Annotated in this window: 24 protein-coding genes; 19 read left to right on the top strand and 5 right to left on the bottom strand. The window is 68.4% G+C overall.

The annotated features are described in order from the left end of the window. Nucleotides 1-35 precede the first annotated feature (35 nt). The 7 genes from shbA (at nucleotide 36) to AB0L70_RS23695 (ending at nucleotide 6,432) form a co-directional block, all read left to right on the top strand. Nucleotides 36-647, top strand: a complete 612-nt coding sequence (shbA, locus tag AB0L70_RS23725; RefSeq protein WP_363687565.1) for an RNA polymerase sigma factor ShbA — start codon at nucleotides 36-38, stop codon at nucleotides 645-647. After that, on the top strand, nucleotides 640-2,025 hold the full coding sequence (locus tag AB0L70_RS23720) for a hypothetical protein (RefSeq protein ID WP_363687563.1): 1,386 nt from the start codon (nucleotides 640-642) through the stop codon (nucleotides 2,023-2,025). Before shbA ends, AB0L70_RS23720 begins: the two co-directional genes overlap by 8 nt. 136 nt (nucleotides 2,026-2,161) lie before the next feature. Continuing rightward, nucleotides 2,162-3,676: an IMP dehydrogenase gene (gene guaB, locus AB0L70_RS23715; RefSeq protein WP_363687562.1), complete on the top strand. Its 1,515-nt coding sequence runs from the start codon at nucleotides 2,162-2,164 to the stop codon at nucleotides 3,674-3,676. Nucleotides 3,677-3,683: 7 nt separating this feature from the next. Next, a complete protein-coding gene (locus AB0L70_RS23710; protein WP_363687560.1) occupies nucleotides 3,684-4,421 on the top strand; it encodes a hypothetical protein in 738 nt (245 codons plus the stop codon). Between the two features lie 9 nt (nucleotides 4,422-4,430). Beyond that, on the top strand, nucleotides 4,431-5,537 hold the full coding sequence (locus AB0L70_RS23705) for a GuaB3 family IMP dehydrogenase-related protein (protein ID WP_363687558.1): 1,107 nt from the start codon (nucleotides 4,431-4,433) through the stop codon (nucleotides 5,535-5,537). Nucleotides 5,538-5,847: 310 nt separating this feature from the next. After that, complete coding sequence (locus AB0L70_RS23700) at nucleotides 5,848-5,973, top strand: hypothetical protein (protein WP_363687556.1); 126 nt, start codon at nucleotides 5,848-5,850, stop codon at nucleotides 5,971-5,973. A 57-nt stretch (nucleotides 5,974-6,030) separates the two neighbouring features. Further along, nucleotides 6,031-6,432: a hypothetical protein gene (locus AB0L70_RS23695; protein ID WP_363687554.1), complete on the top strand. Its 402-nt coding sequence runs from the start codon at nucleotides 6,031-6,033 to the stop codon at nucleotides 6,430-6,432. Here the strand turns inward: AB0L70_RS23695 and AB0L70_RS23690 are convergent. Together AB0L70_RS23690 and AB0L70_RS23685 are read right to left on the bottom strand one after the other, a co-directional pair. Beyond that, nucleotides 6,407-6,985 (bottom strand): TIGR03086 family metal-binding protein, encoded by a 579-nt coding sequence (locus tag AB0L70_RS23690; protein WP_363687552.1) that lies wholly within the window; start codon nucleotides 6,983-6,985, stop codon nucleotides 6,407-6,409. The two genes, AB0L70_RS23695 and AB0L70_RS23690, sit on opposite strands and share 26 nt — an antisense overlap. Before the next feature lie 47 nt (nucleotides 6,986-7,032). Beyond that, nucleotides 7,033-8,484, bottom strand: coding sequence for a hypothetical protein (locus tag AB0L70_RS23685; protein ID WP_363687550.1), 1,452 nt, complete (start codon nucleotides 8,482-8,484; stop codon nucleotides 7,033-7,035). Between the two features lie 124 nt (nucleotides 8,485-8,608). Between AB0L70_RS23685 and AB0L70_RS23680 the strand changes: the two genes are divergently transcribed. From AB0L70_RS23680 to AB0L70_RS23660, 5 genes are all read left to right on the top strand, one after another. Continuing rightward, nucleotides 8,609-10,201, top strand: a complete 1,593-nt coding sequence (locus tag AB0L70_RS23680; RefSeq protein ID WP_363687548.1) for a succinic semialdehyde dehydrogenase — start codon at nucleotides 8,609-8,611, stop codon at nucleotides 10,199-10,201. Beyond that, nucleotides 10,198-11,898: a GMC family oxidoreductase gene (locus AB0L70_RS23675; RefSeq protein ID WP_363687546.1), complete on the top strand. Its 1,701-nt coding sequence runs from the start codon at nucleotides 10,198-10,200 to the stop codon at nucleotides 11,896-11,898. The genes AB0L70_RS23680 and AB0L70_RS23675 overlap by 4 nt, the downstream gene beginning before the upstream one ends. 570 nt (nucleotides 11,899-12,468) lie before the next feature. After that, complete coding sequence (gene bioB, locus AB0L70_RS23670) at nucleotides 12,469-13,464, top strand: biotin synthase BioB (protein WP_363687544.1); 996 nt, start codon at nucleotides 12,469-12,471, stop codon at nucleotides 13,462-13,464. Continuing rightward, nucleotides 13,461-13,655, top strand: a complete 195-nt coding sequence (locus tag AB0L70_RS23665) for a hypothetical protein (RefSeq protein WP_363687542.1) — start codon at nucleotides 13,461-13,463, stop codon at nucleotides 13,653-13,655. The genes bioB and AB0L70_RS23665 overlap by 4 nt, the downstream gene beginning before the upstream one ends. A gap of 17 nt (nucleotides 13,656-13,672) precedes the next feature. Then, entirely contained in the window at nucleotides 13,673-14,758 is a 1,086-nt protein-coding gene (locus AB0L70_RS23660; RefSeq protein ID WP_363687540.1) for an isopentenyl transferase family protein, read from the top strand. Nucleotides 14,759-14,844: 86 nt separating this feature from the next. On the opposite strand, the gene AB0L70_RS23655 is transcribed toward AB0L70_RS23660, so the two are convergent. Continuing rightward, the gene (locus AB0L70_RS23655; protein WP_363687538.1) at nucleotides 14,845-15,036 is read right to left on the bottom strand and encodes a hypothetical protein; all 192 of its coding nucleotides are present in this window, start codon (nucleotides 15,034-15,036) and stop codon (nucleotides 14,845-14,847) included. Between the two features lie 76 nt (nucleotides 15,037-15,112). Continuing rightward, on the bottom strand, nucleotides 15,113-15,256 hold the full coding sequence (locus AB0L70_RS23650; RefSeq protein WP_363687536.1) for a hypothetical protein: 144 nt from the start codon (nucleotides 15,254-15,256) through the stop codon (nucleotides 15,113-15,115). Nucleotides 15,257-15,449: 193 nt separating this feature from the next. Here AB0L70_RS23650 and AB0L70_RS23645 point away from each other — a divergent pair, with 193 nt between their 5' ends. Together AB0L70_RS23645 and AB0L70_RS23640 are read left to right on the top strand one after the other, a co-directional pair. Beyond that, nucleotides 15,450-15,848: a hypothetical protein gene (locus tag AB0L70_RS23645; protein ID WP_363687534.1), complete on the top strand. Its 399-nt coding sequence runs from the start codon at nucleotides 15,450-15,452 to the stop codon at nucleotides 15,846-15,848. After that, nucleotides 15,845-16,789, top strand: coding sequence for a zeta toxin family protein (locus tag AB0L70_RS23640; protein ID WP_363687532.1), 945 nt, complete (start codon nucleotides 15,845-15,847; stop codon nucleotides 16,787-16,789). Before AB0L70_RS23645 ends, AB0L70_RS23640 begins: the two co-directional genes overlap by 4 nt. 76 nt (nucleotides 16,790-16,865) lie before the next feature. On the opposite strand, the gene AB0L70_RS23635 is transcribed toward AB0L70_RS23640, so the two are convergent. Then, nucleotides 16,866-17,135: a hypothetical protein gene (locus AB0L70_RS23635; RefSeq protein WP_363687530.1), complete on the bottom strand. Its 270-nt coding sequence runs from the start codon at nucleotides 17,133-17,135 to the stop codon at nucleotides 16,866-16,868. A 157-nt stretch (nucleotides 17,136-17,292) separates the two neighbouring features. Between AB0L70_RS23635 and AB0L70_RS23630 the strand changes: the two genes are divergently transcribed. The 5 genes from AB0L70_RS23630 to AB0L70_RS23610 all read left to right on the top strand — a co-directional run bounded on the left by AB0L70_RS23630 (nucleotide 17,293) and on the right by AB0L70_RS23610 (nucleotide 22,759). Next, a complete protein-coding gene (locus AB0L70_RS23630; RefSeq protein ID WP_363687528.1) occupies nucleotides 17,293-18,528 on the top strand; it encodes a zeta toxin family protein in 1,236 nt (411 codons plus the stop codon). Nucleotides 18,529-18,610: 82 nt separating this feature from the next. Beyond that, nucleotides 18,611-19,924, top strand: a complete 1,314-nt coding sequence (bioA, locus tag AB0L70_RS23625) for an adenosylmethionine--8-amino-7-oxononanoate transaminase (RefSeq protein ID WP_363687526.1) — start codon at nucleotides 18,611-18,613, stop codon at nucleotides 19,922-19,924. After that, the gene (locus tag AB0L70_RS23620; protein ID WP_363687524.1) at nucleotides 19,924-21,045 is read left to right on the top strand and encodes an 8-amino-7-oxononanoate synthase; all 1,122 of its coding nucleotides are present in this window, start codon (nucleotides 19,924-19,926) and stop codon (nucleotides 21,043-21,045) included. The genes bioA and AB0L70_RS23620 overlap by 1 nt, the downstream gene beginning before the upstream one ends. Then, nucleotides 21,042-21,695, top strand: a complete 654-nt coding sequence (gene bioD / locus AB0L70_RS23615; protein ID WP_363687522.1) for a dethiobiotin synthase — start codon at nucleotides 21,042-21,044, stop codon at nucleotides 21,693-21,695. Before AB0L70_RS23620 ends, bioD begins: the two co-directional genes overlap by 4 nt. After that, nucleotides 21,692-22,759, top strand: coding sequence for a hypothetical protein (locus AB0L70_RS23610; RefSeq protein WP_363687520.1), 1,068 nt, complete (start codon nucleotides 21,692-21,694; stop codon nucleotides 22,757-22,759). The genes bioD and AB0L70_RS23610 overlap by 4 nt, the downstream gene beginning before the upstream one ends. Nucleotides 22,760-22,768: the final 9 nt, after the last annotated feature.

The raw sequence follows: 22,768 nt of genomic DNA, 5'->3' as shown, positions 1-22,768 counted from the left end.
TTCAGGCTGACCGGTCTTACACGAGGGGGCGAGGGGTGGCTGAGGTACGAGTACCGCACACCCACGACCGGGTCGAGCTGAGGGATCTTGCCGCGCTTGCCGGCGACGGGGACCGGACAGCTCTTAACGACCTGCTCACCAGGGTGCGCGCAGTAGCTCACCGTTACGTACGGTCCCGCTTGTGGACCTATCCCGGCGGCGCCGACATGGTCGACGACGTCGCTCAGGAAGTTTGTGTCGCGGTGTTCGGCGCGCTCAGCCGGTATCGTGACGAGGGAAGACCCTTCGAGGCCTTCGTCTACGGCATCGCGGCCCGCAAGGTCGCCGATGCCCAGCGTGCGTTCGCGGTCGCCGACGTTTCGACGCCGGACCTGCCGGACGGCGCGGACGAGTCTCCGACACCGGAAGAGCACGCGGTCCGGAGCTCGGAGGTTCAGCACATCATGGGGCTGCTGGACAAGTTGCCGGAGAAACTGCGGGAGATCCTGCGGCTCCGGGTGGTAGCGGGGATGTCAGCCGAGGAGACCGGCCGGGCACTGGGGATGACACCGGGGGCGGTGAGGGTCGCACAGCATCGGGCGTTGAACACGCTCAGGGGGTATGTGGGGCATGAGGTACGAGGAGCAGGGGAGGGGCATCATGGCTGACCGTTTCGACCTCGACGCGATCGACGCTGATGACGCACTTCTCGACCTGCTAGCTGCTGGAGGTGAGTCAGCACGGGCCGCGGGGGAGCAGGATTCGGCCGTCAAGCTGCTGGCCGACCTGCGGCTCGCCGTGGAGGTCGAGGACCAACTCCCAGTAGAGACGATCGACGATCCAGAGAGCTTCCTGGCACGCTGCGCGTCGCTCAACCCGATCACCGACCCGTTCGCCCGCAAGATGGCGACCCGTGGTCTGGCGCTCGGTGTCGCCGCGGTGGCCGCGCTGTCGGTGTCCGGGGTGGCCGCGGCCGTCAACGGTGACCCGTTGTCGCCGTACGAGAAGGTCATCGAGAAGATGGTCGACGCGGTCCGCCCGCAGACCAGCTTCCCGAAGGAACAGCTCGACGGTATGCCGGTCGTCGACCGGTCCAAGATCGTCAAGGTCGCCAAGAACTACAAGGAAGTACAGGACAAGAAGGCGGCCGAAGAGGAGACCCGGGTCAAGAGCGACCCGATCCCGCCGGCCGCGGTGGTCAAGCCGCTCGACCAGCAGGACGTGCTCCAGCGGGCGCTTCCGAAGCTGCCCGAGCAGCCGACCGCGACGCTGATCGAGCCGACGGTCCCGGTGCCGACGAAGCTGCCGGAGAAGACCGACGAAAAGACGACGGCCGACGATCCGGTCACCACCGACCCGACCACGACCGACCCGAGCACGACGCCGACGGAACCGCCCGCGAGCACGCCGACGGAACCGCCTGCGACGACGCCCACCGATCCGGCCACGACGCCGACGGACCCGGCGACCACGCCGACCGATCCGCCGACCTCGCCCAACAACACCGAGACCGGCACCGGCAACCCGACGAGCGCGCCGACAACGGGTGACGGCGAGACCGGCGGGGACGGCAAGGACGAGACCGGTACGACGACTCCGCCGGCCGACACCAGCCCCGCCGAGACCAACCCCGCCGACACCAACCCCGCCGACACCAACCCGGCTGACACCGACCCGACCGGCTCCGACACGGATCCGGCCGACTCGGACCAGAAGCCGGGCGACGGGACCAGCCCGAGCGCGCCGGCGGACTCGCTGACCGACGTGGTCGACAAGATCCTCGCGCCGGTCCTGCCGACGCCGACCGGGGCTCCGGTGGAGCTCCAGAGTGCCGAGAAGTTCTTCGGCGAGGGTGTCTCGACGACCGCGAAGCACGCCAGCGGGAAGGTGTCCACCGGTTCGGTCAAGAAGGCCTACCCGAAGGGCAAGCACGCGGCCCGCACGTACGCCGAGGGCAAGCACGCGGCGATCGCCCGCGCGCACGGCTCGACCGAGGATGCCGACGTACTGAAGATCCTGAAGGTCGTCAACAAGCCGACCCGGTAACCAGGTCACCCATCAGGTCACCCGCCCGCCGCTGAACCAGCGGCGGGCGGCCCTGTGGACGGGTGGTTCGGAGGGATCCGCGGGCGCCGCTACGATGGTGTTCCGTTGTCGCCGTACGAAGGTGCTTGTTTTCCCCATGGACATCACACCCGCTGGAGTTCCCGACAAATTCGCCGTCCTAGGGCTCACCTTCGACGACGTGCTGCTGCAGCCGAACGAGTCCGACGTCATCCCCTCCGAGGTGAGCACCCGGACCCGGGTCAGCCGCAACGTCGAGGTGAACATCCCGCTGCTGTCCAGCGCGATGGACACCGTGACCGAGGCCCGGATGGCGATCGCGATGGCCCGTCAGGGCGGTCTCGGCGTCCTCCACCGCAACCTCTCGATCGAGGACCAGGCCCAGCAGGTCGACCTGGTCAAGCGCTCCGAGTCCGGCATGATCGCGCAGCCGATCACGATCGGCCCGAAGGCGAGCATCGGCGAGGCCGACGCACTCTGCGCGCAGTACCGGATCTCCGGCGTCCCGGTCGTCGACGACGCCGGCGTCCTGGTCGGCATCGTGACGAACCGCGACATGCGCTTCGAGAACGACATGTCCCGGCCGGTGCACGAGGTGATGACCAAGCAGCCGCTGATCACCGGCAAGCAGGGCATCTCCGCCGACGACGCGATGGCGCTGCTGAGCAAGCACAAGGTCGAGAAGCTGCCGCTGATCGACGACGCCGGGAAGCTGTCCGGCCTGATCACGCTGAAGGACTTCGTCAAGCGCGACAAGTTCCCGCTGTCCACGAAGGACGCCAGCGGCCGGCTGATGGTCGCTGCCGCGATCGGCTTCTACGGCGAGGCGTACAAGCGGGCGATGAGCCTGGTCGAGGCCGGCGTCGACGTGCTGGTCGTGGACACCGCGCACGGTCACTCCCAGGCCCAGCTCGAGATCATCCGCAAGCTCAAGGCCGACCCGGCCACCCGGGGCGTGGACATCGTCGGCGGCAACGTCGGCACCCGTGCCGGTGCGCAGGCCCTGGTCGACGCGGGCGCGGACGGCGTCAAGGTCGGCGTCGGTCCGGGCTCGATCTGTACGACGCGAGTCGTGTCCGGTGTCGGCGTACCGCAGGTGACGGCGATCTACGAAGCCTCGCTCGCGTGCAAGCCGGCCGGTGTCCCGGTGATCGGGGACGGCGGCCTGCAGTTCTCCGGTGACATTGCCAAGGCCCTCGTGGCCGGTGCCGACACCGTGATGCTCGGGTCGCTGCTGGCCGGGTGCGAGGAGTCGCCGGGCGACCTGGTGTTCATCAACGGCAAGCAGTTCAAGGCGTACCGCGGGATGGGTTCGCTCGGCGCGATGTCCTCGGCCGGCGGCCTGCGCAAGTCGTACTCCAAGGACCGCTACTTCCAGGGTGACGTCGGCAGCGACGAGAAGCTGATTGCCGAGGGCATCGAGGGCCAGGTCCCGTACCGCGGTCCGCTCAGCGCCGTCGCCCACCAGCTGATCGGTGGCCTCCGGCAGTCGATGTTCTACTGCGGCTCCCGCACCGTCCCCGAGCTCCAGGACAAGGGCCGCTTCGTCCGCATCACCTCGGCCGGCCTCCAGGAGTCCCACCCCCACGACATCCAGATGACCGTAGAAGCCCCCAACTACTCCGGCCGCTGACCTCGGCGTGCTCGATCCGGACGAGGCCCTCGCGGCGCGGATGTTCGCCGCGGTACCGGGGCTTCGGGCCGAGCTGGACGACTACCAGCGCAGGTACGTCGGTGATTGGGCCGGGCCGCAGTCCGACGCCGCTCAGCTGCCCGGCTTCTTGGTGAAGCTCGCGCTCGACTGCCGGCGCCGTGGTGCGGACGAGCGGGGACTGACGCAGGAACTCTTCGACTACTTCGAGTCCGAGGTTGGGCGCGACGACGAGGTCGATGGGTTGATCGAGGGGTTCTTCGTGGCTTATCTGCCGGAGCCCGCGGATCGGGCCGGTGACGTCTTGGGCTTGCTCGGACCGGAGTTGTGGGAGGTCCGGGCGCAGCTGTTGGTGGATGACCAAGCGGGTGTGCTGGAGTCCGTGATCGAGTTCGTCTACCGGCTCGCGGAGGAGATTCCGGACCTGCGGGATCGGGTCGATGTGCAGGCCCGGCGCGGACGCCACACCCGGCTGGCGGATGCGGTGCTGGCGGAGCTCGCGGTCGACGCGGTGGAGATGGTCGCCGTCGGACGGGCGCTCGACGTACTGCCGTTGCTGGAGTTTCTGGAGTCCGAGTACGGCGCGAATCCGGCGATCGACACCGTGATCGACGTCTCCTTCCTCGAACTGCTGCCGGACTCGGAGCTCGTGACTCTGCTCGGGCCGAAGCTCCAAGCAGAGTTCAAGCGGCAACGCGAGTGGGTGCCTGGGGGCGGGTCTCGGTAGGCTGCGGTCATGACCGAGATCGAGATCGGCCGCGCGAAGCGGGGGCGGCAGGCGTACGCGTTCGACGACATTGCGATCGTGCCGTCGCGCCGGACGCGGGACCCTGAGGAGGTCTCGGTCGCCTGGCAGATCGACGCGTACCGGTTCGAGCTGCCGATCCTGGCCGCCCCGATGGACTCGGTGATGTCGCCGGCCACCGCGATCGCGATCGGCAAGGCCGGCGGTCTCGGCGTCCTCAACCTCGAAGGTCTCTGGACCCGGTACGAGGACCCGACCAGCCTGCTGGAGGAGATCACCTCCATCAGCAAGGAGGCGGCGACCCACCGGCTGCAGGAGATCTACTCCGCGCCGATCAAGCCCGAACTGCTCTCCCAGCGCGTGCAGGAGATCCGCGACTCCGGTGTCACGGTCGCCGGCGCCCTGTCGCCGCAGCGGACCAAGCAGTTCGCCAAGCATGTCGTGGACGCGGGCGTCGACCTGTTCGTCATCCGGGGTACGACGGTCTCCGCCGAGCACGTGTCGGGCCAAGCCGAGCCGCTCAACCTGAAGCAGTTCATCTACGACCTCGACGTACCCGTGATCGTCGGTGGGTGTGCCACGCACCAGGCTGCTCTGCACCTGATGCGGACCGGTGCGGCCGGCGTGCTCGTCGGCTTCGGCGGTGGCGCGGCGCACACCACCCGCAAGGTGCTCGGTGTCGCCGTGCCGATGGCGAGCGCGGTGGCCGATGTCGCGGCGGCCCGGCGGGACTACATGGACGAGTCCGGCGGCCGCTACGTGCACGTGATCGCGGACGGCTCGGTCGGCCGCTCCGGTGACGTGGCCAAGGCGATCGCCTGTGGTGCGGACTCGGTGATGGTCGGTTCGCCGCTGGCCCGGGCGAGCGACGCGCCGGGTGGTGGGTACCACTGGGGTGCCGAGGCCTGGCACGCGGACCTGCCGCGCGGTGAGCGGGTCGAGGTCGGCGTCACCGGGACCCTCGAGCAGATCCTGTTCGGCCCGTCCTGGGTGCCCGACGGCACGATGAACCTGGTCGGCGCCCTCAAGCGCGCGATGGCCACCACCGGCTACACGGAGCTCAAGGAGTTCCAGCGGGTCGAGGTAGTCGTCGGGTGACAACCGGCGTACTGCTCCTGCACGGTTCGAGCGGTACGCCGGACCACGAGCGCGCCCGGGTTCTCCGCGCCGAGGGGTACGACGTACTCGCGCCGGCGTGGATCGTCGGTCCTGAGGTGCCGCTGGAGTCGTTTCCTCTGGACGAGCTCGCGCGGCGCAACGATCGCTTGGTTGTCATGGGCAACTCATGGGGTGCCGAGGCCGCGTTGCTGCTCGGCGCGCTGGACGAGCGGATCGACGCGGTCGTCGCCTTCGCTCCGAGTGCCTACGTCTGGGGCCGGTTCCGCGAGGACGGCCTGCAGCGATCGGCGTGGACGACAGGGTCTGGCCGTCGGAAGACCGCCGGGCAGCGGATGGCCCGTGGTGGACGGATGCGGCGGACCGGGAACTCGGCGCCCTGGCCTGGCCGGAGATCGTTCGCGTGCTGGCGGCATGACCGGACGCGACGTGCGTCGAGTCTTCACGGGTTGAGGGATTCTGGAAGGATTGCCGTATGGGATTGTTCAGCCGGAACAGCAGCCAGGACACGGACAATGTTGCCCTCGCCGCAGCGCGGTCGCGACTGTCCTCCGATGACGTCGACCAGGTGCGCTTCCTGATCACCACCAAGAAGATGGTTCACGCGGTCAAGCTGGTCCGCGAGCGAACCGGCCTGGACCTGAAGTCGTCGAAGGGACTGGTCGACGACATCCGGCTCGGCCGCTACGTACCGCCCACCACCGGGACGCCGGTCGTCCGCCTCCCCGGCGCGAACCTGGCCGAGCGCACCCGCACCCTGAAAGCCGCCGGCGAACTGCACCAGGCGACCGCCCTGGTCGTCTCCGAAACCGGTATGACCGAGGCCGAGGCCGGCTTGTTCGTCGGCGCCCTCAACCCTGACCTGCAGGACTCCTGACCCACCGCGGATCGCGGCCGAAGGCGCCGAGGAGGGCATCCTCAGGATCGGTGAAGCCGGCGCGGTGCTCGGCGATCATCCCGGCCGAGCGGTACATCTCCTCCCGGGCTTCGAACCACTCCGCCACCTCGGTGACCAGGTCCGGATCCATCCGGGTGTCCGCGCCGAGCGCGGCCGCCAGATCCCACCCGTGCACGAGGTGATCGGCCGCGAGCTGCCGGAGGTACTCGCCGCTGTCCTCCTCGCCGTACGAGAGATGCACGGTGGCGATCGGCCGGCGGCCCGCCTCCTCGGCGGCGCGGGCGGCGTCCGCGGCCGCGCTGATCGGATCGTCGCCGAGCAGGTCCCCGTCGAGGGAGTCGCCTACCTCCGCGATCGTCTTGCCCGCCATCAGCGGTACGGTCCACCGTTCTTCGCCGACGACGTGGTTCACCAGCGCGCGGACGTCCCAGTCCGAGCACGGCGTCGGTGCCGACCACTGGCTCGGGTCGACCTCGCTCACCAGCCGGGCGAAGTTGCTGACGGTCCGGCTGTGCAGTTCCACCGCATCCATGACGTGGCCCCCTCTCAGCGCCAGCGTCCGCCGGAGGGGTCAGCGCGTCAACGGCCCAGCTGGAGTTGCTGTGCGGCCTCGTGGGCCTGCTGCGATGCGGTCAGGTCGCCGGTCGCGGCCAGGAGGTCGCCGTGGTGGCGGTAGCAGGAGCCGGCCAGGTCCTTCATCACGGTGTCGTCGTCGGTGAACGGGATCAGTGCCGTCGCGACCTCCGCGCACCAGCCGCCCAGGTCGAGGGCGATGTCGGTCCGCCCGGCCTGGTAGTACGCCTCCGAGATGTCGAGCAGCAGTTGGGCCCAGATCGGCACGTAGGTGCTCGTCTCGTACCGCATCCGGTGTGACTCACGCTCGGACGAGATCGCGAACAGGTAGTGCGCCTCCAGACCGAGCGTCAGCCCGGTGTCCGCGTCCTGTCCCAGCAACGGCCGGATCAGCTCGGCCAGCTCAGCCGCCCGGACAGCCGCCGACTCGGGATCGGTCCGGCCGGACACCGTCGCCAGCGTCATGCCTGGCGCCGGCTCACTCAGCGCGAGCAACCGGTGGTACTGCTCGAACGGTCCGAGCTTGATCTCGGCGTTCTCCAGCGCCGCGACGAGGGTGAGCGGCAGCCCCCGGTCCAGTTCCTCGGTCACGCGGGTCGCGGTCTCCGGATCGGTGTCGTACGCCGTCCGCATCGAGGTCTCGCCCTCGATCATCCGGCCGACGATCCCGAGGTGCTTGCCCTTGCGGACCAGCGCTGCGACCAGCGTGCGCATGTCCGTCGCCGAGTCGGAGTCGGCGAGGCTGTCGGCCGTGGTCAGGCCGATCTCGTCCGCTTCCAGCGCGAGGTCGAGCCGGCCTTCCGCCGCATGTACGTCGGCCGATACGGCGGTCGCCGTACACAGATAGCGCGCGTACGAGAGGGATTGCGGGCTCTCGTTGATCTGGTCGGCCAACTGCAGGAACAACTGGGTCGCCGCATCCGCGGAGGCGACTGCCAGGGCGGGATCGCCGTACCGCCGCAGGATGAGGGCGTTCATCGCGAGCACCCGGGCGAAGTCCGGCTGGTGCTTCAGCCCTTCGGTGCCGCCGACCAGTTGGCCGTACGCGATCACCGCACCGTCCATCTCCAGTACGGCGGTCGCCCCGTGACCGCGGTGTGCTTGGGTCATCGCCCGCCGGGCGCGGACGTCCGCGAGGAACGAGGTCGCGTCCACCACGCCGGCGTCGCTGAGCTCGGTGTAGCCGAGTTGGGCCTCGTGCAGTGCGGCCAGTGCCTCCTCGTGCCGACCGGACGCGTTCAGCGAACCGGCCAGCTCGTACTGGGTCGCGGCCATCAGGTGCTTGGCCTCGTAGTGGTTCGGATGCTCCTCGACCCGTTCCCTGGCCAGCTCGATGACGCGTTGCTGGTAAGGCCCGGCCTCGGCGGCCCGGCCTTCCTCGATCAGCACCTGGGCTGTCTGCAGCGCCTCAGCGAGCTCGTCCTCAGGAGGCGTCCAAAGCCCCCCGCTGTCCACCATCTCGACGTTCCACCCCTTCGCAGGTTCAGCCGTTCAGCTTAGTGGTCAATACCCAGGAACTCTCAGTCCTGACACGTCCGGTTCGAGTACTGACATGGCTATTACCGGCAGGTAGCCTGGTCGAATGAGCGAGCAGACCTCGATTCCCGCGGATCCCGAGCTGGACCCGACGGCGTCGTACGCGACCGATCAGTCGGTGATCCGGCGGCTTTCGGGGCTGTTGCGGGCGACCGCCGGGACCCGGACGTCGTACGCGCCGGCGACCGGTCAGCCGATCGCGGACCTGCCGGTGTCGAGCCCGGACGACGTGATCGCGGCGGTCCGATCGGCCCGTAAGACCCAGCAGACCTGGCGCCGGGTGCCGCTCGCCGAGCGTGCCGCGATCCTGCTGCGGTACCACGACCTGGTCCTGGATCACCGGCACGAGCTCGTCGATCTGGTCATCCGGGAGTCGGGCAAGGCGCGCAAGCAGGCGTTCGAGGAGGTCGCGCACGTCGCGCTGACCGCTCGCTACTACGGCCGCAAGGCCGCCGAGCTGCTCGAGCCACAACGCAAGCTCGGCATGTTCCCGCTGCTGACCCGGGCCGAGCAGCGGTTCGTCCCGAAGGGCGTCGTCGGCGTGATCTCGCCGTGGAACTACCCGCTCAGCATGGCGATGGCCGACGGTCTGCCCGCGGTCCTCGCCGGCAACACCGTCGTACACAAGCCGGACAGCCAGACCCCGCTCACCGCACTCCGCGCGATCGAGCTCTTGTACGACGCGGGTCTGCCCCGCGACGCCTGGCAGGCGGTGAACGGCGACGGCCCGACCGTCGGCGGCGCATTGATCCAGAACGCGGACTACATCTGCTTCACCGGCTCGACGAAGACCGGCCGGCTGGTCGCGAAGCAGGCGGGCGAGCGGCTCATCGGCTGCAGCCTCGAGCTCGGTGGCAAGAACCCGATGCTCGTGCTGCGTGATGCAGATGTCCACCGGGCCGCGGACGGCGCCGTACGCGCGTGCTTCGCGAGCGCCGGCCAGTTGTGCGTCTCGATGGAGCGCCTGTACGTCGCCGACCAGGTGTACGACGCGTTCGTCACCGCGTTCGTGGACCGGGTGCAGAAGATCCGGCTGTCCGCGGGGACCGGCTGGGACGTGGACATGGGCTCGCTGATCTCGAAGGCGCAGCTCGAGACGGTCAGCCGACACGTGGACGACGCGCGGGCGAAGGGCGCCACCGTGCTCACCGGCGGCAAGCCCCGGCCGGACATCGGTCCGCTGTTCTACGAGCCGACCGTGCTGTCCGGCGTGACGCCGGCGATGGAGTGTTTCGACAACGAGACCTTCGGGCCGGTCGTCTCGATCTACCGGTTCTCCGACGAGTCCGAGGCGATCCAGCGCGCGAACGAGGGCGAGTACGGCCTGAACGCGAGCGTCTGGACCCGCGACGGCCGCCGCGGTCGCGCGGTCGGCGCCCAACTGGTCGCGGGCTCGGTCAACATCAACGAGGGCTACGCCGCGAGCTTCGGCTCGATCGACACCCCGATGGGCGGCATGCGTGCTTCCGGCCTCGGCCGTCGCCAGGGCGCCGAGGGCATCCGCCGGTACGTCGATCCACAGACCGTCGCCACTCAGCGAGTCCTCCCGATCGCCGCCTCCCACGGCCTGTCCGACGAGGCGTACGCCGAACTGATGACCGGCGCGCTCCGGATCCTGAAGAAGCTGGGCCGCCCATGACCTTCGACTATGACGTGGTCATCGTCGGGTCGGGGTTCGGCGGCTCGGTCAGTGCGCTCCGGCTGACCGAGAAGGGCTACAAGGTCGCCGTACTCGAGGCCGGGGCGCGGTTCGACGACGCCGGGTTCGCGAAGAACTCGTGGGACACCAAGCGGTTTCTGTTCGCGCCCAAGCTCGGCATGTACGGCATCCAGCGGATCAGTGCGCTGCGCGACGTCATCATTCTGTCCGGCGCCGGAGTCGGTGGCGGCAGCCTCGTCTACGCGAACACGCTGTACGAACCGCTGCCCGCGTTCTACGCCGACCGGCAGTGGGCGCACATCACCGACTGGAAGGACGAGCTCGCGCCGTACTACGACCAGGCGAAGCGGATGCTCGGCGTCACGACGTACCCGGGCTTCACGCCGGCGGACAAGGTGATGAAGCAGGTCGCGGACGATCTGGGCGTGGGGGACACGTTCCACCCGACCCCGGTCGGCGTCTTCTTCGGTGAGCCGGGCAAAGAGGTCGACGACCCGTACTTCGGTGGCGCGGGCCCTCGCCGTAAGGGCTGTATCGACTGCGGCGAGTGCATGACCGGCTGCCGGCACAACGCGAAGAACACGCTCACCAAGAACTACCTCTACCTGGCCGAGAAGGCCGGCGCCGAGGTCTACTCGCTGACCACGGTGACGTCGGTCGAGCCGTTGACTGACGGCGGGTACGCCGTGGACACCCGGCGTACGTCGAACCGAAAGCTCACCCGCCGGTTCACCGCACGTCAGGTGGTCTTCGCTGCTTCGGCCTTGGGTACGGCGAAACTCCTGCACCGGCTCCGGGACGAGGGGAAACTGCCCCGGCTGTCGGACCGGCTCGGCGTACTGACGCGGACCAACTCGGAGTCCCTGCTGGGTGCGATCGCGCGGGACCGCGACGTCGACTACAGCCGTGGGGTCGCGATCACGTCGTCGTTCCACCCGGACGACATCACTCACATCGAGCCGGTCCGGTACGGCAAGGGCAGCAACGTGATGTCGCTGCTGCAGACCGTGCTGACCGACGGTGACGGGAACAAGCCGCGGTGGCGGACCTGGTTGCGGGAGCTCGGCGTGCAGCGGAAGAACATCCGCCGGCTGTACGACCTGAAGCACTGGTCCGAGCGGACCGTGATCGCGCTGGTCATGCAGACCGCGGACAACTCGATCACCACGTTCGGCAAGCGGGACCGGCTCGGCCGGTGGCGGCTGACCTCGAAGCAGGGCCACGGCGCCCCGAACCCCTCCTGGATCCCGGTCGCGAACCAGGTGGTCCGGCGGATGGCGAAGCTGATGAACGGGACCCCGGGCGGGACGATCGGGGAGCCGTTCAACGTCCCGATGACCGCACACTTCATCGGCGGCTGCGCGATCGGCGACTCACCGGAGACCGGCGTGGTCGATCCGTACCACCGCGTCTACGGGTACGACGGCCTGCACATCCTGGACGGGTCGACGATCTCGGCGAATCTCGGCGTGAACCCGTCGCTGACGATCACCGCCCAGGCGGAACGGGCGTTGTCCTTCTGGCCGAACAAGGACTCCGACGACCCGCGCCCACCGGTCGGTTCGTCGTACCGGCGGGTGCAACCGGTCAAGCCGTCGCATCCGGTTGTTCCGGTGGATGCTCCGGGGGCATTGCGGCTGCCTATCGTCCCTAAGCAGGCTGTGACGAAGCCGTAACACAATGACAATGTTCGGTGATTACCGGCCGGGAAATGAAGAAACCTCAGTAAGTCCTGTGACTACTGAGGTTTCTGTTAATTCCGAAAGGCCCGGGTTATTCACGGATAAGCCTTGGAAAAGGGAGCAGGTCCCTCGGGAACGTTTCCGCCCAAATCGTTTCCCGAGGGACCCACTCAAGCCGGGGTGAGGCGCCCGGCGCTTTGGGATCGGGTCACCAGCCACAGCTGGCGACCCGAGCTCTTGGTAACTACCTTACATCCGATTCCTGGAGTTTCGAGCCTCTCAGAGTGGTTGTGACCACTCTGCGTGCTGATCGTGATGATCAGCTATTCAGTTGCTCCAAGTAACCGGGTGGCGGTCTTCCTTGCGGTAACCGCCTCTGCACACATCAACGAGCCCATCTACGGGGGGTTACGAGGTTCCACGGAAATCTCCAAAACTTTCTGGATGGTGTGCGGAGCGTTGCTGAGTCACCTTCGACCAGGGTGTTCCACGTGACGCCCGCCGCAGTGCCGACGTACGTGTCTGACTTACTGTGAGCCGACCGTTCGATGAGGCAGGAGAACCATGAGCGACATCCTGGACGTGGCGCGTGAGCAGGTTCTGGAACAGGGCGTCGGCCTGAGCCAGGAGCAGCTGGTCGAGGTGCTCCGGTCGCCGGACGACCGGCTTCCCGAGTTGCTCGCGCTCGCGCACGACGTACGGGTGAAGTGGTGCGGCGAGGAGGTCGAGGTCGAGGGGATCATCTCGCTGAAGACCGGCGGCTGCCCCGAGGACTGTCACTTCTGCTCGCAGTCCGGTCAGTTCACCTCGCCGGTGCGGTCGGTCTGGCTGAACATCCCGGAGCTGGTCGAGGCGGCGAAGGAGACCGCGAAGACCGGGGCGACCGAGTTCTGCATCGTCGCCGCCGTCCGCGGCCCGGACGCCCGGCTGATGTCCCAGGTGAAGGCCGGCATCGAGGCGATCAACGCCGAGGTCGACATCAACATCGCCTGCTCGCTCGGCATGCTCACCCAGGAGCAGGTGGACGAGCTCAAGGCGATGGGCGTGCACCGCTACAACCACAACCTCGAGTCGGCCCGTTCGTACTTCGGAGACGTCGTCACCACGCACTCCTTCGAGGAGCGCTGGGACACCTGCCTGATGATCCGCGAGTCCGGCATGGAGCTGTGCTGCGGTGGTCTGGTCGGGATGGGCGAGTCCCTGGAGCAGCGCGCGGAGCTCGCTGCCCAGCTGGCCGAGCTCGACCCACACGAGGTCCCGCTGAACTTCCTCAACCCGCGCCCCGGTACGCCGTTCGGCGACATGGAGATCATGGCCGGCAAGGACGCGCTGCGGACGATCGCCGCGTTCCGGCTCGCGATGCCGCGGACGGTCCTGCGGTACGCCGGTGGTCGTGAGCTGACCCTGGGCGACCTGGGCACGCGCGACGGTCTGCTCGGTGGCATCAACGCGGTCATCGTCGGCAACTACCTGACCACCCTCGGCCGTCCGGCGACCGCCGACCTCGACCTGCTCGCCGAGCTGAAGATGCCGGTCAAGGAACTCCAGAAGACGCTATGACCACGCTCGTGTACTGCGGTCACTGCGGCCGCGAGACCACCGACGGGAATCACGACGCCTGCCGGCATGCGCTGACGCTCGAGCCACCCCGGTACTGCGCCGAGTGCCGCCGCCGGATGGTCGTCCAGGTGCACCCGATGGGCTGGTCGGCGCGCTGCTCGGTGCACGGCACGCTCAGCAGTCCGCTGTAGATCAGTAGGGTTGGTCCATGCCCGATGCCTCGCCTCGCCTGCTGGTCGCCCTCTACGGACCGACGTCAGCGGGGAAGACCGCGGTGTCGATTGATCTCTGCCTGCGGATCCGGGACGAACTCGGCCTGCCGCCGATGGTCGTCTCGGCCGACTCGCGGCAGGTGTACCGGTACATGGACATCGGCACCAGCAAGACCACGCCGGAAGAGATGCGTGGCGTCCCGCACACGATGATCGACGTCACCGAGCCGGTGCGGAAGCTGGAGCTGGAGACGTTCGTCGCGCAGGCCCGGCAGCACATGGACGAGTGCTGGAAGGCCGGCGGCGTCCCGGTCGTCGTCGGTGGCACCAGCGTGTACGTGCGCTCCCTGCTGGAGGGCTGGGAGGTGGACGCGGTCGCCGAGGCGCGCAACGCCGTACGGCGTGACTTCCCGCGCAGCATGGCCGAGGACGCGTACGCGGTGCTGAGCCGGCTGGACGCCAAGGCCGCCGCGAAGATCCACGAGAACAACTACGACGCGATCGTGAACGCGCTGGCGCATGCCATGGGCAACGATCCCGACCGGGCCAGTACGACGGTGGCGGCCCGGCAGGTCGTCCTCGCCGTGGACCGGCCCGCCGCGGACATCGACCGCCGGGTGGCCGCGACGTACGACGAACAGGTCCGGCGCGGGCTGCGCGACGAGGTCCTCGGTCTCGACGAGCGCTACGACGTACTGACGCAGTACCGCCGCCTCGGCCAGAAGTCCCCGAACCAGGTCGTCCACACCCACGGCTACACCGAATGGTTCGACGTAGCCCTGGACCGCGGCAAGTCGCTGGAGAACCTGAACGAAGCCGACCGCGACGAGGTCCGCACCCGAGTCGTGGAGCGCATCCAAACCCACACCCGCCGCCAACGCTCAGCCATCCCCAAACTCACCGGCGTCAAGCCGGTCCGCAACGCCAACGACGCCTTCAATGCCGTCAAGACCGCCCTCGAAGCCGCCCCGCCCAAACCGGCTCGCCCTGCCGAAAGCAAGCCAGGCAAGGCCGGCGGCAAGCGCACCGACGGCCGCGGTGGCCGGCCGAACTCCAAACGAGGCGGCTCCCGCCGCCGCTGACCGGCCCCAAAAAGCAAGCCGGGGCAGACCGATCAACGGTCGCCCCGGCCTAGCGGTTCAAGCCCTCAGGGCCGCTAGCCCCTGCCTTACTTGGACTTGCCGTCCTTCTTGGCAGCGGCCTTCTTCGCCGCGATGATCTCTCGGCCGGCTCTGGTGTTCGGGTTCGGGTTTCGTTCCTGGTCGGCCTTGTTGCGGGCCTGACCGTACTGGTGCTTGGTCTCGGTGTTCTTGCCCTTGCCCTTGTGTTCCCGCTCTTTACCGTCTTTGCCCTTCGCCATCTTCTACTCCTTCTGGCATGGCCGCTGCGCGCGGCTCATCGCTGGTCTGTGTGTCGGCGGAACGTTGTCCAGCGGACTAGCGGCTCTGGCCCTGGCCCTTGGGGCGGTGGCTGGTCGGGTACAGGACCGGCTTGTCGTCCTTCGCCTTGGACCCCGAGCCCTTCTCGGTCTTGCCCTTGTCGGTGGCCTTGCCCTTGTCCTTGTTGCCGTAGTTAGGCACGTGTTCCCCTCTTCGCTGCGAGCCGTGGGCCGGCTCTGGACTGTCGTTGTGCAGAAACAGACGTCGCGATCCGGGCGCTGGTTCCCCTCCGGTTCGACGCCTTGGAAACATAACTGCGGCCGGGGTTCACCCTCTGTTCAGCCGGACCCGAGCGCCGGCGTGCGTGACCCAGACGGTCGGATAAAGTTCAGGCGTGGTCAACGTCGCCGCTGTCAATGTGCTCGCCGGGCTTGGTACGACGACCTGGACGGTGCCGCGGGCGGTTGCGTACGAGACCGTGCTGGAGGGGGTTCGGCAGGCGATCGGCTTCTACTCGCAGCTGATCGCGGCCGAGGAACTGTCGGACGCGCCCGACACCGACACGATCGAGATCTGGCGGGCCGAACAGCTGGCCTGGACCAAGCGTGGGCAGGAGCTCACCCCGCTGGACAGCCGTGCGATCGACAGCATCCACCAGGACGCCGACAACCTGCTCGCCGTCGGCGACGACGACGAGGATGACGACGACGAGGACTCGGATGACGAGGACCCGGACGGCGAAGACGACGAGGCCGACGACGAGACGAATGACGAGGCGCAGGGACGACCGTGACCGCACCGTGGGGGACTGCAGCGACCAGCGACGACGACCGCTACCTGCTTGACGAGGCTGAGAGCGGGCGGATCTTCCGCGACCGGATCGTCCCCGACCAGCTGACCGGCGTACCGCAGGAGCAGCCGATCGTGGTGTTCGTCGGCGGTCAGCCGGGCGACGGCAAGGCGTCGATCACGGCGCTGGTGAAGGCGGTCCTGCTGCATCGCGGCCGTCCGGTCGTTCTCAGCGCGCTGGCCTATGAGCCGTACCACCCCAACTTCTACGAGCCGATCACCGACGCAGCCCCGGCTGCCGGCAGGCACGTCGCCGCCGACGGCCGGCGGTGGCTCGCGCTGGCCGAGGACGTGGTGATCCGGGAGCGGTACGACGCGATCATCGAGACGGAGCTCACAGATCCGGAGGCCTTCGACGGCTCGGCCGCTCGGTTCAAAGCGGCCGGCTACCAGGTGGAGGTCGCGCTGCTCGCAGTACACGAGGCGCGCAGCCGGCTGGGCATCGTCGAGCGGCACATCCGGTCGCTCGAGAAGTTCGGCTTCGGCCGGCTGGTGGAGCAGAGCGCCCACGATGCCGGCTATGCGGGCGTACTGCGTGCGGCCGAGCTGGTCGACGAGGGACAGTGGGCCGACCGGATCGCCGTACTGCGTCCGGACGGACAGCTTGTGTACGGCAACCAGCGCGACGACAACGCTGCCTGGCAGCAGCCGGCCCGGACCGCCGAGGCGATCAGCTGGGAGCGGGAGCGCGAGTGGACCGTGCTGGAGTCGCGGTACTACCTCGAGGCCTTGGCGCAGATCGAGCCGCTGGGGCTGGTCGCGCCGGTGCAGTGGATCCGGGACGAGGCGGTTGAGAGCGTCCGAACGGTGACTGCGATGGGACGGACGCGGGTGCACCCGGACGCGGTGACGTTGCACATAGCAACCGCCGGCACCAAGGGGTAGGAGTCGCGCGACGATCGGGGCCCCGCCAGGGGAAGTCCGCACGTCGCTGACTTCCCCGGCCGGGGTCTGCCGGTCACTAGTAACTACGCCGCGAGTCGCCCTTCTCGCCGCCGCGCTTGTCCTTCCCGCGGCGCGTATTGCCCTTCTCGTGCTTCTCCTGGGTCGACGGCCGTGCGCCGCTTCGGTGCCCCTCGGGTACCTCTGCGGACTCGGCGGTCTGCTCAGTGGACTTGTCGGAGCCTCGACCGAAACGACGGCTGCCCTTGTCCGTCTCGGTCCCGGTCTCGGTCGCCGTCTCTGGTTCCGGCGTCTCCTGGCCTCTCACCCAGGCGGTCCATTTGCTCATGCTTACCCTCCTCGTCGGAGCCACCGGCGTGGCTCATGGTCGTTCCTCGGTCGCAGCGCGGCACGGTGGTGCCCGCTGCTTGCACCGTTGGAAATATATCTACGGCGGGGGGTACCTGTTGGGCAATTACCACCTATCGGTCGGATAATGTTTGTTCGTGGTTAGTGTCTGTGCCATCAATGTGCTGGCCGAGCTCGGGACGGCGACCTGGACGACCCCGCAGGCGATCGCGTACGAGACCGCGCAGGAAGGCGTCCGGCAGGTGATCGGGTTCTTCGCCGAGTTGCTCGCCGAAGAGGAGGCCTCCGCCGAGCCCGAACCGGCGGCCGTCACCGGCTGGCGGGCCGAGCAGCAGGCCTGGGCCGCGCGCGGCCAGGCGCTCGCTCCGCTGGACACCCTCGCGATCGATACGATCTGCCGCGCTGCCGACGATCTCCTCGGTATGACGCTCGAAGACGACGGCGACAGCGACAGCGCCGCTTTAGCGAACTGGTTCGACCTCGGCGAGGCGGAGAACGAGCGGATCTTCCGGGACCGGATCGTGGCCGACCAGCTCGCCGGGACTGCGCAGGACCGGCCGGTCGTCCTGTTCGTCGGCGGTCAGCCCGGCGACGGCAAAGCGACGATCACCGCCCTGGCCACGGCGGCCCTGCGTCGGCGCGGCGGTCCCGTTGTCCTCAGCAGTGCCGCATACGAGCCTTACCACCCACGGTTCCATGAGCCGATCACCGACGTACCCGCGACGGCCGGCGTGTATGTCGAGGCCGATGGCCTGCGCTGGCTCGCGCGGGCCGAGGAATGGGTGATCGAACAGCGGTGCGACGCGATCTTCGAGACGGATCTCAACGACCCCGAAGGGTTCGCCCGATCGGCTCGCCGGTTCAAGGCCGCAGGCTTCCAGGTCGAGGTAGCGATGCTCGCGATGCACGAAGGCCTCAGCCGTCTCGGCGTGCTCGAGCGGCACCTGCGCGCGCTGGAGAGCTTCGGCCACGGCCGCCGGCTGGAGCAGGCCAGGCACGATGCCGGGTACGCAGGCGTACTGCGCGCCGCCGGACTGATCGACGATGGCGCCTGGGCCGATCGGGTCGCCGTACTGCGTCCGGACGGTCAACTGATCTACGGCAACCAGCGGGACGCCGCCGGCGACTGGCAGCAACCGGCACGGACGATCGACGCGATCGGGTGGGAGCGGGACCGCCCGTGGACCGTTGCGGAGTCGCGCTACTTCCTGGAGACCGTCTCGCGGGTCGGCCGAATCGGCGTCGGTGCGCCGGCGCAGTGGATCCGGGACGAATCGCTCCAGGGCGCCAAGGCGGTCGCCGCCCTGGCTCGCCCGCGCTTGCATCCCGATGCGGTGACGCTGTACGTCGCAACCGCCGGGACCAAGGGGTAGGAGATGTCGCACACATCCTGAGGACCCGGGCCGTCGGTGCGGGCGGGTTGGATTACCGTGATGGGTCCATGGGATGGAGGCGGTGTCACAGTTGGTCAGTTCTCGGCTACAGCGGGATGCGGAGTTGCTCTGGCATCCGTACTCGTCGCTGACTGAGCCCTCGCCGGTTCGGCTCGTTCGGGGGGCGTCCGGCGTACGGCTGCAGCTGGATGACGGGGCCGGCGGGGCCGTTGAGGCGATCGACGCGATGGCGTCCTGGTGGTGCATGATCCACGGCTACCGCAACCCGGTGCTGGATGCGGCGGTCAAGAATCAGGTGGACGACTTCAGTCATGTGATGTTCGGCGGGCTGACGCACGAGCCGGCGATCCAGCTGGCGGAGCGGTTGGTCGAGATCACGCCCGCACCGCTGCGGCATGTGTTCTTCTGTGACTCCGGGTCGGTCTCGGTCGAGGTTGCGATCAAGCTCGCGCTGCAGTACCAGGTTGCCCGCGGCAACAATGGCCGGACCCGGATGCTGACCGTCCGCGGTGGCTATCACGGCGACACATTCGCGCCGATGAGTGTCTGCGATCCGGTGAACGGGATGCATTCGCTGTTCACCGGAGCCCTGAAGGAGCAGGTGTTCGGGCCGCAGCCGCCAGCCGGGTTCGATCGGCCGGACGACGATCCGGAGTTGCTGGCCTGGGCGGCCGCGGTGTCGGCGCTGGCCTCAGAGCATTCCGGTGAGATCGCGGGAATCATCGTCGAGCCGATCCTGCAAGGTGCGGGCGGCATGTACCCGTACAGCCCCGCCTGCCTGCGCGTACTGCGGAAGCTCGCGGACGAGCATGGGTTCCTGCTGATCCTGGACGAGATCGCCACCGGCTTCGGCCGTACCGGCACGCTCTTCGCGTCCGAACACGCCGGCGTGGATCCGGACATCCTCTGCGTGGGCAAGGCATTGACCGGCGGTTACCTGACGCTGGCCGCGATGCTCTGTACGACGGAAGTCGCACAGACGGTCTCGGATGGGCCAGGCGGTGCGCTCATGCATGGGCCGACCTTCATGGCCAACCCGTTGGCGTGCTCGGTCGCGCTGGCGTCGATCGACCTCCTGCTGTCCCAGGACTGGGCCGGTCGGGTCGCCTCGATTTCTGCCGGGCTGTCGGCCGGTCTGGCTCCGGCGGAGTCGTTGCCGGCGGTCAAGGACGTCCGGGTGCTCGGCGCGGTTGGCGTCGTACAACTGGGTGGGCCGGTTGATCTGCCGCGGATGACGGAGGCTGCGCTGCGGCGTGGGGTGTGGGTCCGGCCGTTCCGCGACCTCGTCTACACGATGCCGCCGTACGTGTGCACCGACGAGGACATCGCGGCGATCGGTGCGGCGATCGTTGGTGCGGTCGAGGAGGCCGGCTGATGCTCGAGGACTGGCTTGCCCCGAAAGCCGCGGCGCTGGAGGCGCGTGGATTGACTCGTCGTCTGTGCGTACGCGCGGCCGACGACGACCTGATCGACCTCGCGGGCAACGACTACCTCGGCCTGACCTCCGACCCCCGGGTGGTCGCGGCCGCCGCCGACGCGGTGCGCGTCTGGGGCACCGGATCAACGGCATCCCGTTTGGTCACGGGTACGACGTCCCTCCACGAGGAACTGGAATCCGACCTGGCCGCCTATGTGGGTCAGGAGTCCGGGCTGGTCTTCTCGTCCGGATATCTGGCGAACCTCGGTGTCGTCACCGCGCTCGGTGGGCCTGGGACCGTCTTGATCTCCGATGACCACATTCATGCGTCGCTGGTGGATGCTTGCCGGTTGTCGCGGTCGCGAGTGGAAGTTGTCCCGCACAACGATGTGGACGCGGTCGCGAAGGTACTTGCTGAGCGCAACGAGCCGCATGCGGTGGTGATGACGGAGTCCGTCTTCAGTGTGCTCAGTGACGCGGCGCCGTTGACGTCGCTGGCGGCCGTGGCGGCTGAGTATGATGCGGTCCTGCTGGTCGATGAGGCGCACGGGCTCGGGGTGACCGGTGGCGGGCGTGGGTCGGTCTGGGCCGAAGGGTTGGCCGGTCTCGACCATGTGATCGTGACGATGACGTTGTCCAAGGCAATGGCTTCGCAGGGTGGTGTCGTACTCGGGCCGCGGATCCTTCGTGAGCACCTGATCAACCGGTCCCGGCCGTTCATCTACGACACCGGGCTGAACCCGGCCGCGTGTGCGGCTGCGCTCGCGGCCCTTCAGGTGTTGAAGGATGAGCCTGATCGGCCGGATTCGATTCATGCGACGGCCGCTCGGCTCGCCGCTGCGTGCGGAGTGCCGCCGGCTGTTGGACCGGTGGTTTCGGTGCCAATGCCTGGACCGCGTGAGACCGTTCAAGCCGCTGACCTTTGCCTTGCTGCCGGTGTTCGGGTGGGCAGCTTTCGGCCGCCTTCGGTTCCCGATGGCGTCAGTCGCCTTCGGTTGACCGCGCATGCCGGGTTGTCGGATGCGGACCTCGAGCGAGCCTGCGCGGTCATCGTTGATGCGATCGGCCAGGTCTCATGATCATCCTCGTCACCGGCACCGACACCGAGGTTGGCAAGACGATCACGACGGCTGCGCTCGCCGTACGGGCAAGTGACGTTGCGGTGGTGAAGCCTGCTCAGACGGGGGTTGGACCTGATGAGCCGGGGGATCTTGCCGACGTCGAGCGGTTGACCGGTCTGACCTCGCTGTACGAAGGGGTGCGGCTTCGGGATCCGCTGGCTCCGACGACGGCTGCTCGTCGGGAGGGGGTCCCGCTTCCGTCGGTTGAGTCGCATGCCAAGTTCGTGGACGACCTTGCGCGGACCCACGAGACCGTGCTTGTCGAGGGTGCTGGCGGGTTGCTGGTCGGACTGGATGCTGAGGGCAACAACATTGCGGATCTGGCTGGGTGCCTCACGTCGCCGTACGCGTTTGTGGTGGTGGCTCGGTCGGGGCTTGGGACGCTCAATCACACTGGATTGACGGTTGAGGCGCTTCGGGCTCGGGGGTTGCCGATCGAGGGGCTCGTGATCGGGTCGTGGCCGGAGGCCCCTGATTTGGCGGAGGAGTGCAATCTCGAGGATCTGCCGGTTGTTACGGGGGTGCCGGTGATCGGGCGGATTCCGGCTGGGGCCGGGCGGTTGGATCGGGAGGCGTTCGTCGCGGGGGCGTCCAGTTGGTTCCTGTGACGGGGTGCCCGGCGCGGTACGACGAGAAGCTCGGGTACTGGGTCGTCGACGATCCAGAGCTGGCGCGGGAGGTGCTGCTGGATCCGGTGACGTTCCGGCCGGACAACGCCGTACTGGCACACACGCCGTTGTCGGTGAAGGCGTTGCGGGTGTTGTCGGGGGTGGGGTTCGCGTTGCCGCCGACGCTGGCGAACAACGCGGGGGAGTCGCATCGGCCGATCCGGGCGGCGGTCGCGCGGTTCTTCAGCCCGGCGCGGGTGGCGGCCGTCGAGCCGTTGACGCGTTCGTTGATCGAGTCGCGGGTCGGTGAGGCAGCCGAGGCCGTGGCGCGTGGTGAGGAGGTTGATCTGGTGCAGGCCATCGCTGCCGAGCCTCCGGCCCTGGTCTTGCTGCACCTGCTGGGGTTGACGGATGTCGACGTGCCGGCGCTCAAGGCCTGGAGCCTGGACTCCCTGGAGCTCTTCTGGGGCCGGCCGTCCGAGGACCGCCAGCTGGAGTTGGCCCACAGTGCAGCCGAGTTCTACGCGTGGCTCCGCTCCCGGACGGAAGCACCCGGGGACGATCTGTTCGGGGTGCTTGCCGGGCTGGGCCTCACCGACGAAGAGATCTGCGCCGTCGGCTACTTCCTCCTGATCGCCGGCCAAGAAACCACCACCCAACTCATCTCCACCGCCTTCCAACAGACGCTGGGCAGGTCGTACGACGCCGCAGACGTGGTCGAAGAGGTGCTGCGGGAGGCCTCGTCCGTGCCCACCTGGCGGCGGGTTGCTTCTCGGGATGTGATGGTGGGGGACGTGGAGTTGCCGGCCGGGGCTCCGGTGTTGCTTGGGCTTTCTGGGCATGGGGGACCGGCGGATCTGGCGTTCGGGATCGGGATTCACCGGTGTCTCGGCGCGGGATTGGCTCGGATGGAGGCCCGGGTTGCGCTCGAAACCGCGGCTGACCTGTTGAGCGGCGTACGGCTGGTGGAGGAGCCACCGATGATCGACCTGTTGTCGTTCCGGGCGCCGAAGCGTCTTCGGGTTGTAACGAGCGGTAACACCTTGGACAACTCACGCGACTAGCGTCACGGT

The organism is Kribbella sp. NPDC051952 (assembly GCF_040680855.1).
In the GTDB taxonomy this organism is placed as follows: domain Bacteria; phylum Actinomycetota; class Actinomycetes; order Propionibacteriales; family Kribbellaceae; genus Kribbella.
This window is presented reverse-complemented; position numbering and strand designations above follow the sequence as displayed.

Coding starts and splice junctions, on each gene's coding strand:
- AB0L70_RS23620 (WP_363687524.1), top strand. CDS start 19,924: ATGCTCGAGGACTGGCTTGCCCCGAAAGCCGCGGCGCTGGAGGCGCGT.
- guaB (WP_363687562.1), top strand. CDS start 2,162: ATGGACATCACACCCGCTGGAGTTCCCGACAAATTCGCCGTCCTAGGG.
- AB0L70_RS23695 (WP_363687554.1), top strand. CDS start 6,031: ATGGGATTGTTCAGCCGGAACAGCAGCCAGGACACGGACAATGTTGCC.
- AB0L70_RS23705 (WP_363687558.1), top strand. CDS start 4,431: ATGACCGAGATCGAGATCGGCCGCGCGAAGCGGGGGCGGCAGGCGTAC.
- AB0L70_RS23660 (WP_363687540.1), top strand. CDS start 13,673: ATGCCCGATGCCTCGCCTCGCCTGCTGGTCGCCCTCTACGGACCGACG.
- AB0L70_RS23720 (WP_363687563.1), top strand. CDS start 640: ATGGCTGACCGTTTCGACCTCGACGCGATCGACGCTGATGACGCACTT.
- AB0L70_RS23665 (WP_363687542.1), top strand. CDS start 13,461: ATGACCACGCTCGTGTACTGCGGTCACTGCGGCCGCGAGACCACCGAC.
- AB0L70_RS23655 (WP_363687538.1), bottom strand. CDS start 15,036: ATGGCGAAGGGCAAAGACGGTAAAGAGCGGGAACACAAGGGCAAGGGC.
- AB0L70_RS23685 (WP_363687550.1), bottom strand. CDS start 8,484: ATGGTGGACAGCGGGGGGCTTTGGACGCCTCCTGAGGACGAGCTCGCT.
- AB0L70_RS23680 (WP_363687548.1), top strand. CDS start 8,609: ATGAGCGAGCAGACCTCGATTCCCGCGGATCCCGAGCTGGACCCGACG.
- AB0L70_RS23690 (WP_363687552.1), bottom strand. CDS start 6,985: ATGGATGCGGTGGAACTGCACAGCCGGACCGTCAGCAACTTCGCCCGG.
- bioD (WP_363687522.1), top strand. CDS start 21,042: ATGATCATCCTCGTCACCGGCACCGACACCGAGGTTGGCAAGACGATC.
- AB0L70_RS23635 (WP_363687530.1), bottom strand. CDS start 17,135: ATGAGCAAATGGACCGCCTGGGTGAGAGGCCAGGAGACGCCGGAACCA.
- bioB (WP_363687544.1), top strand. CDS start 12,469: ATGAGCGACATCCTGGACGTGGCGCGTGAGCAGGTTCTGGAACAGGGC.
- AB0L70_RS23675 (WP_363687546.1), top strand. CDS start 10,198: ATGACCTTCGACTATGACGTGGTCATCGTCGGGTCGGGGTTCGGCGGC.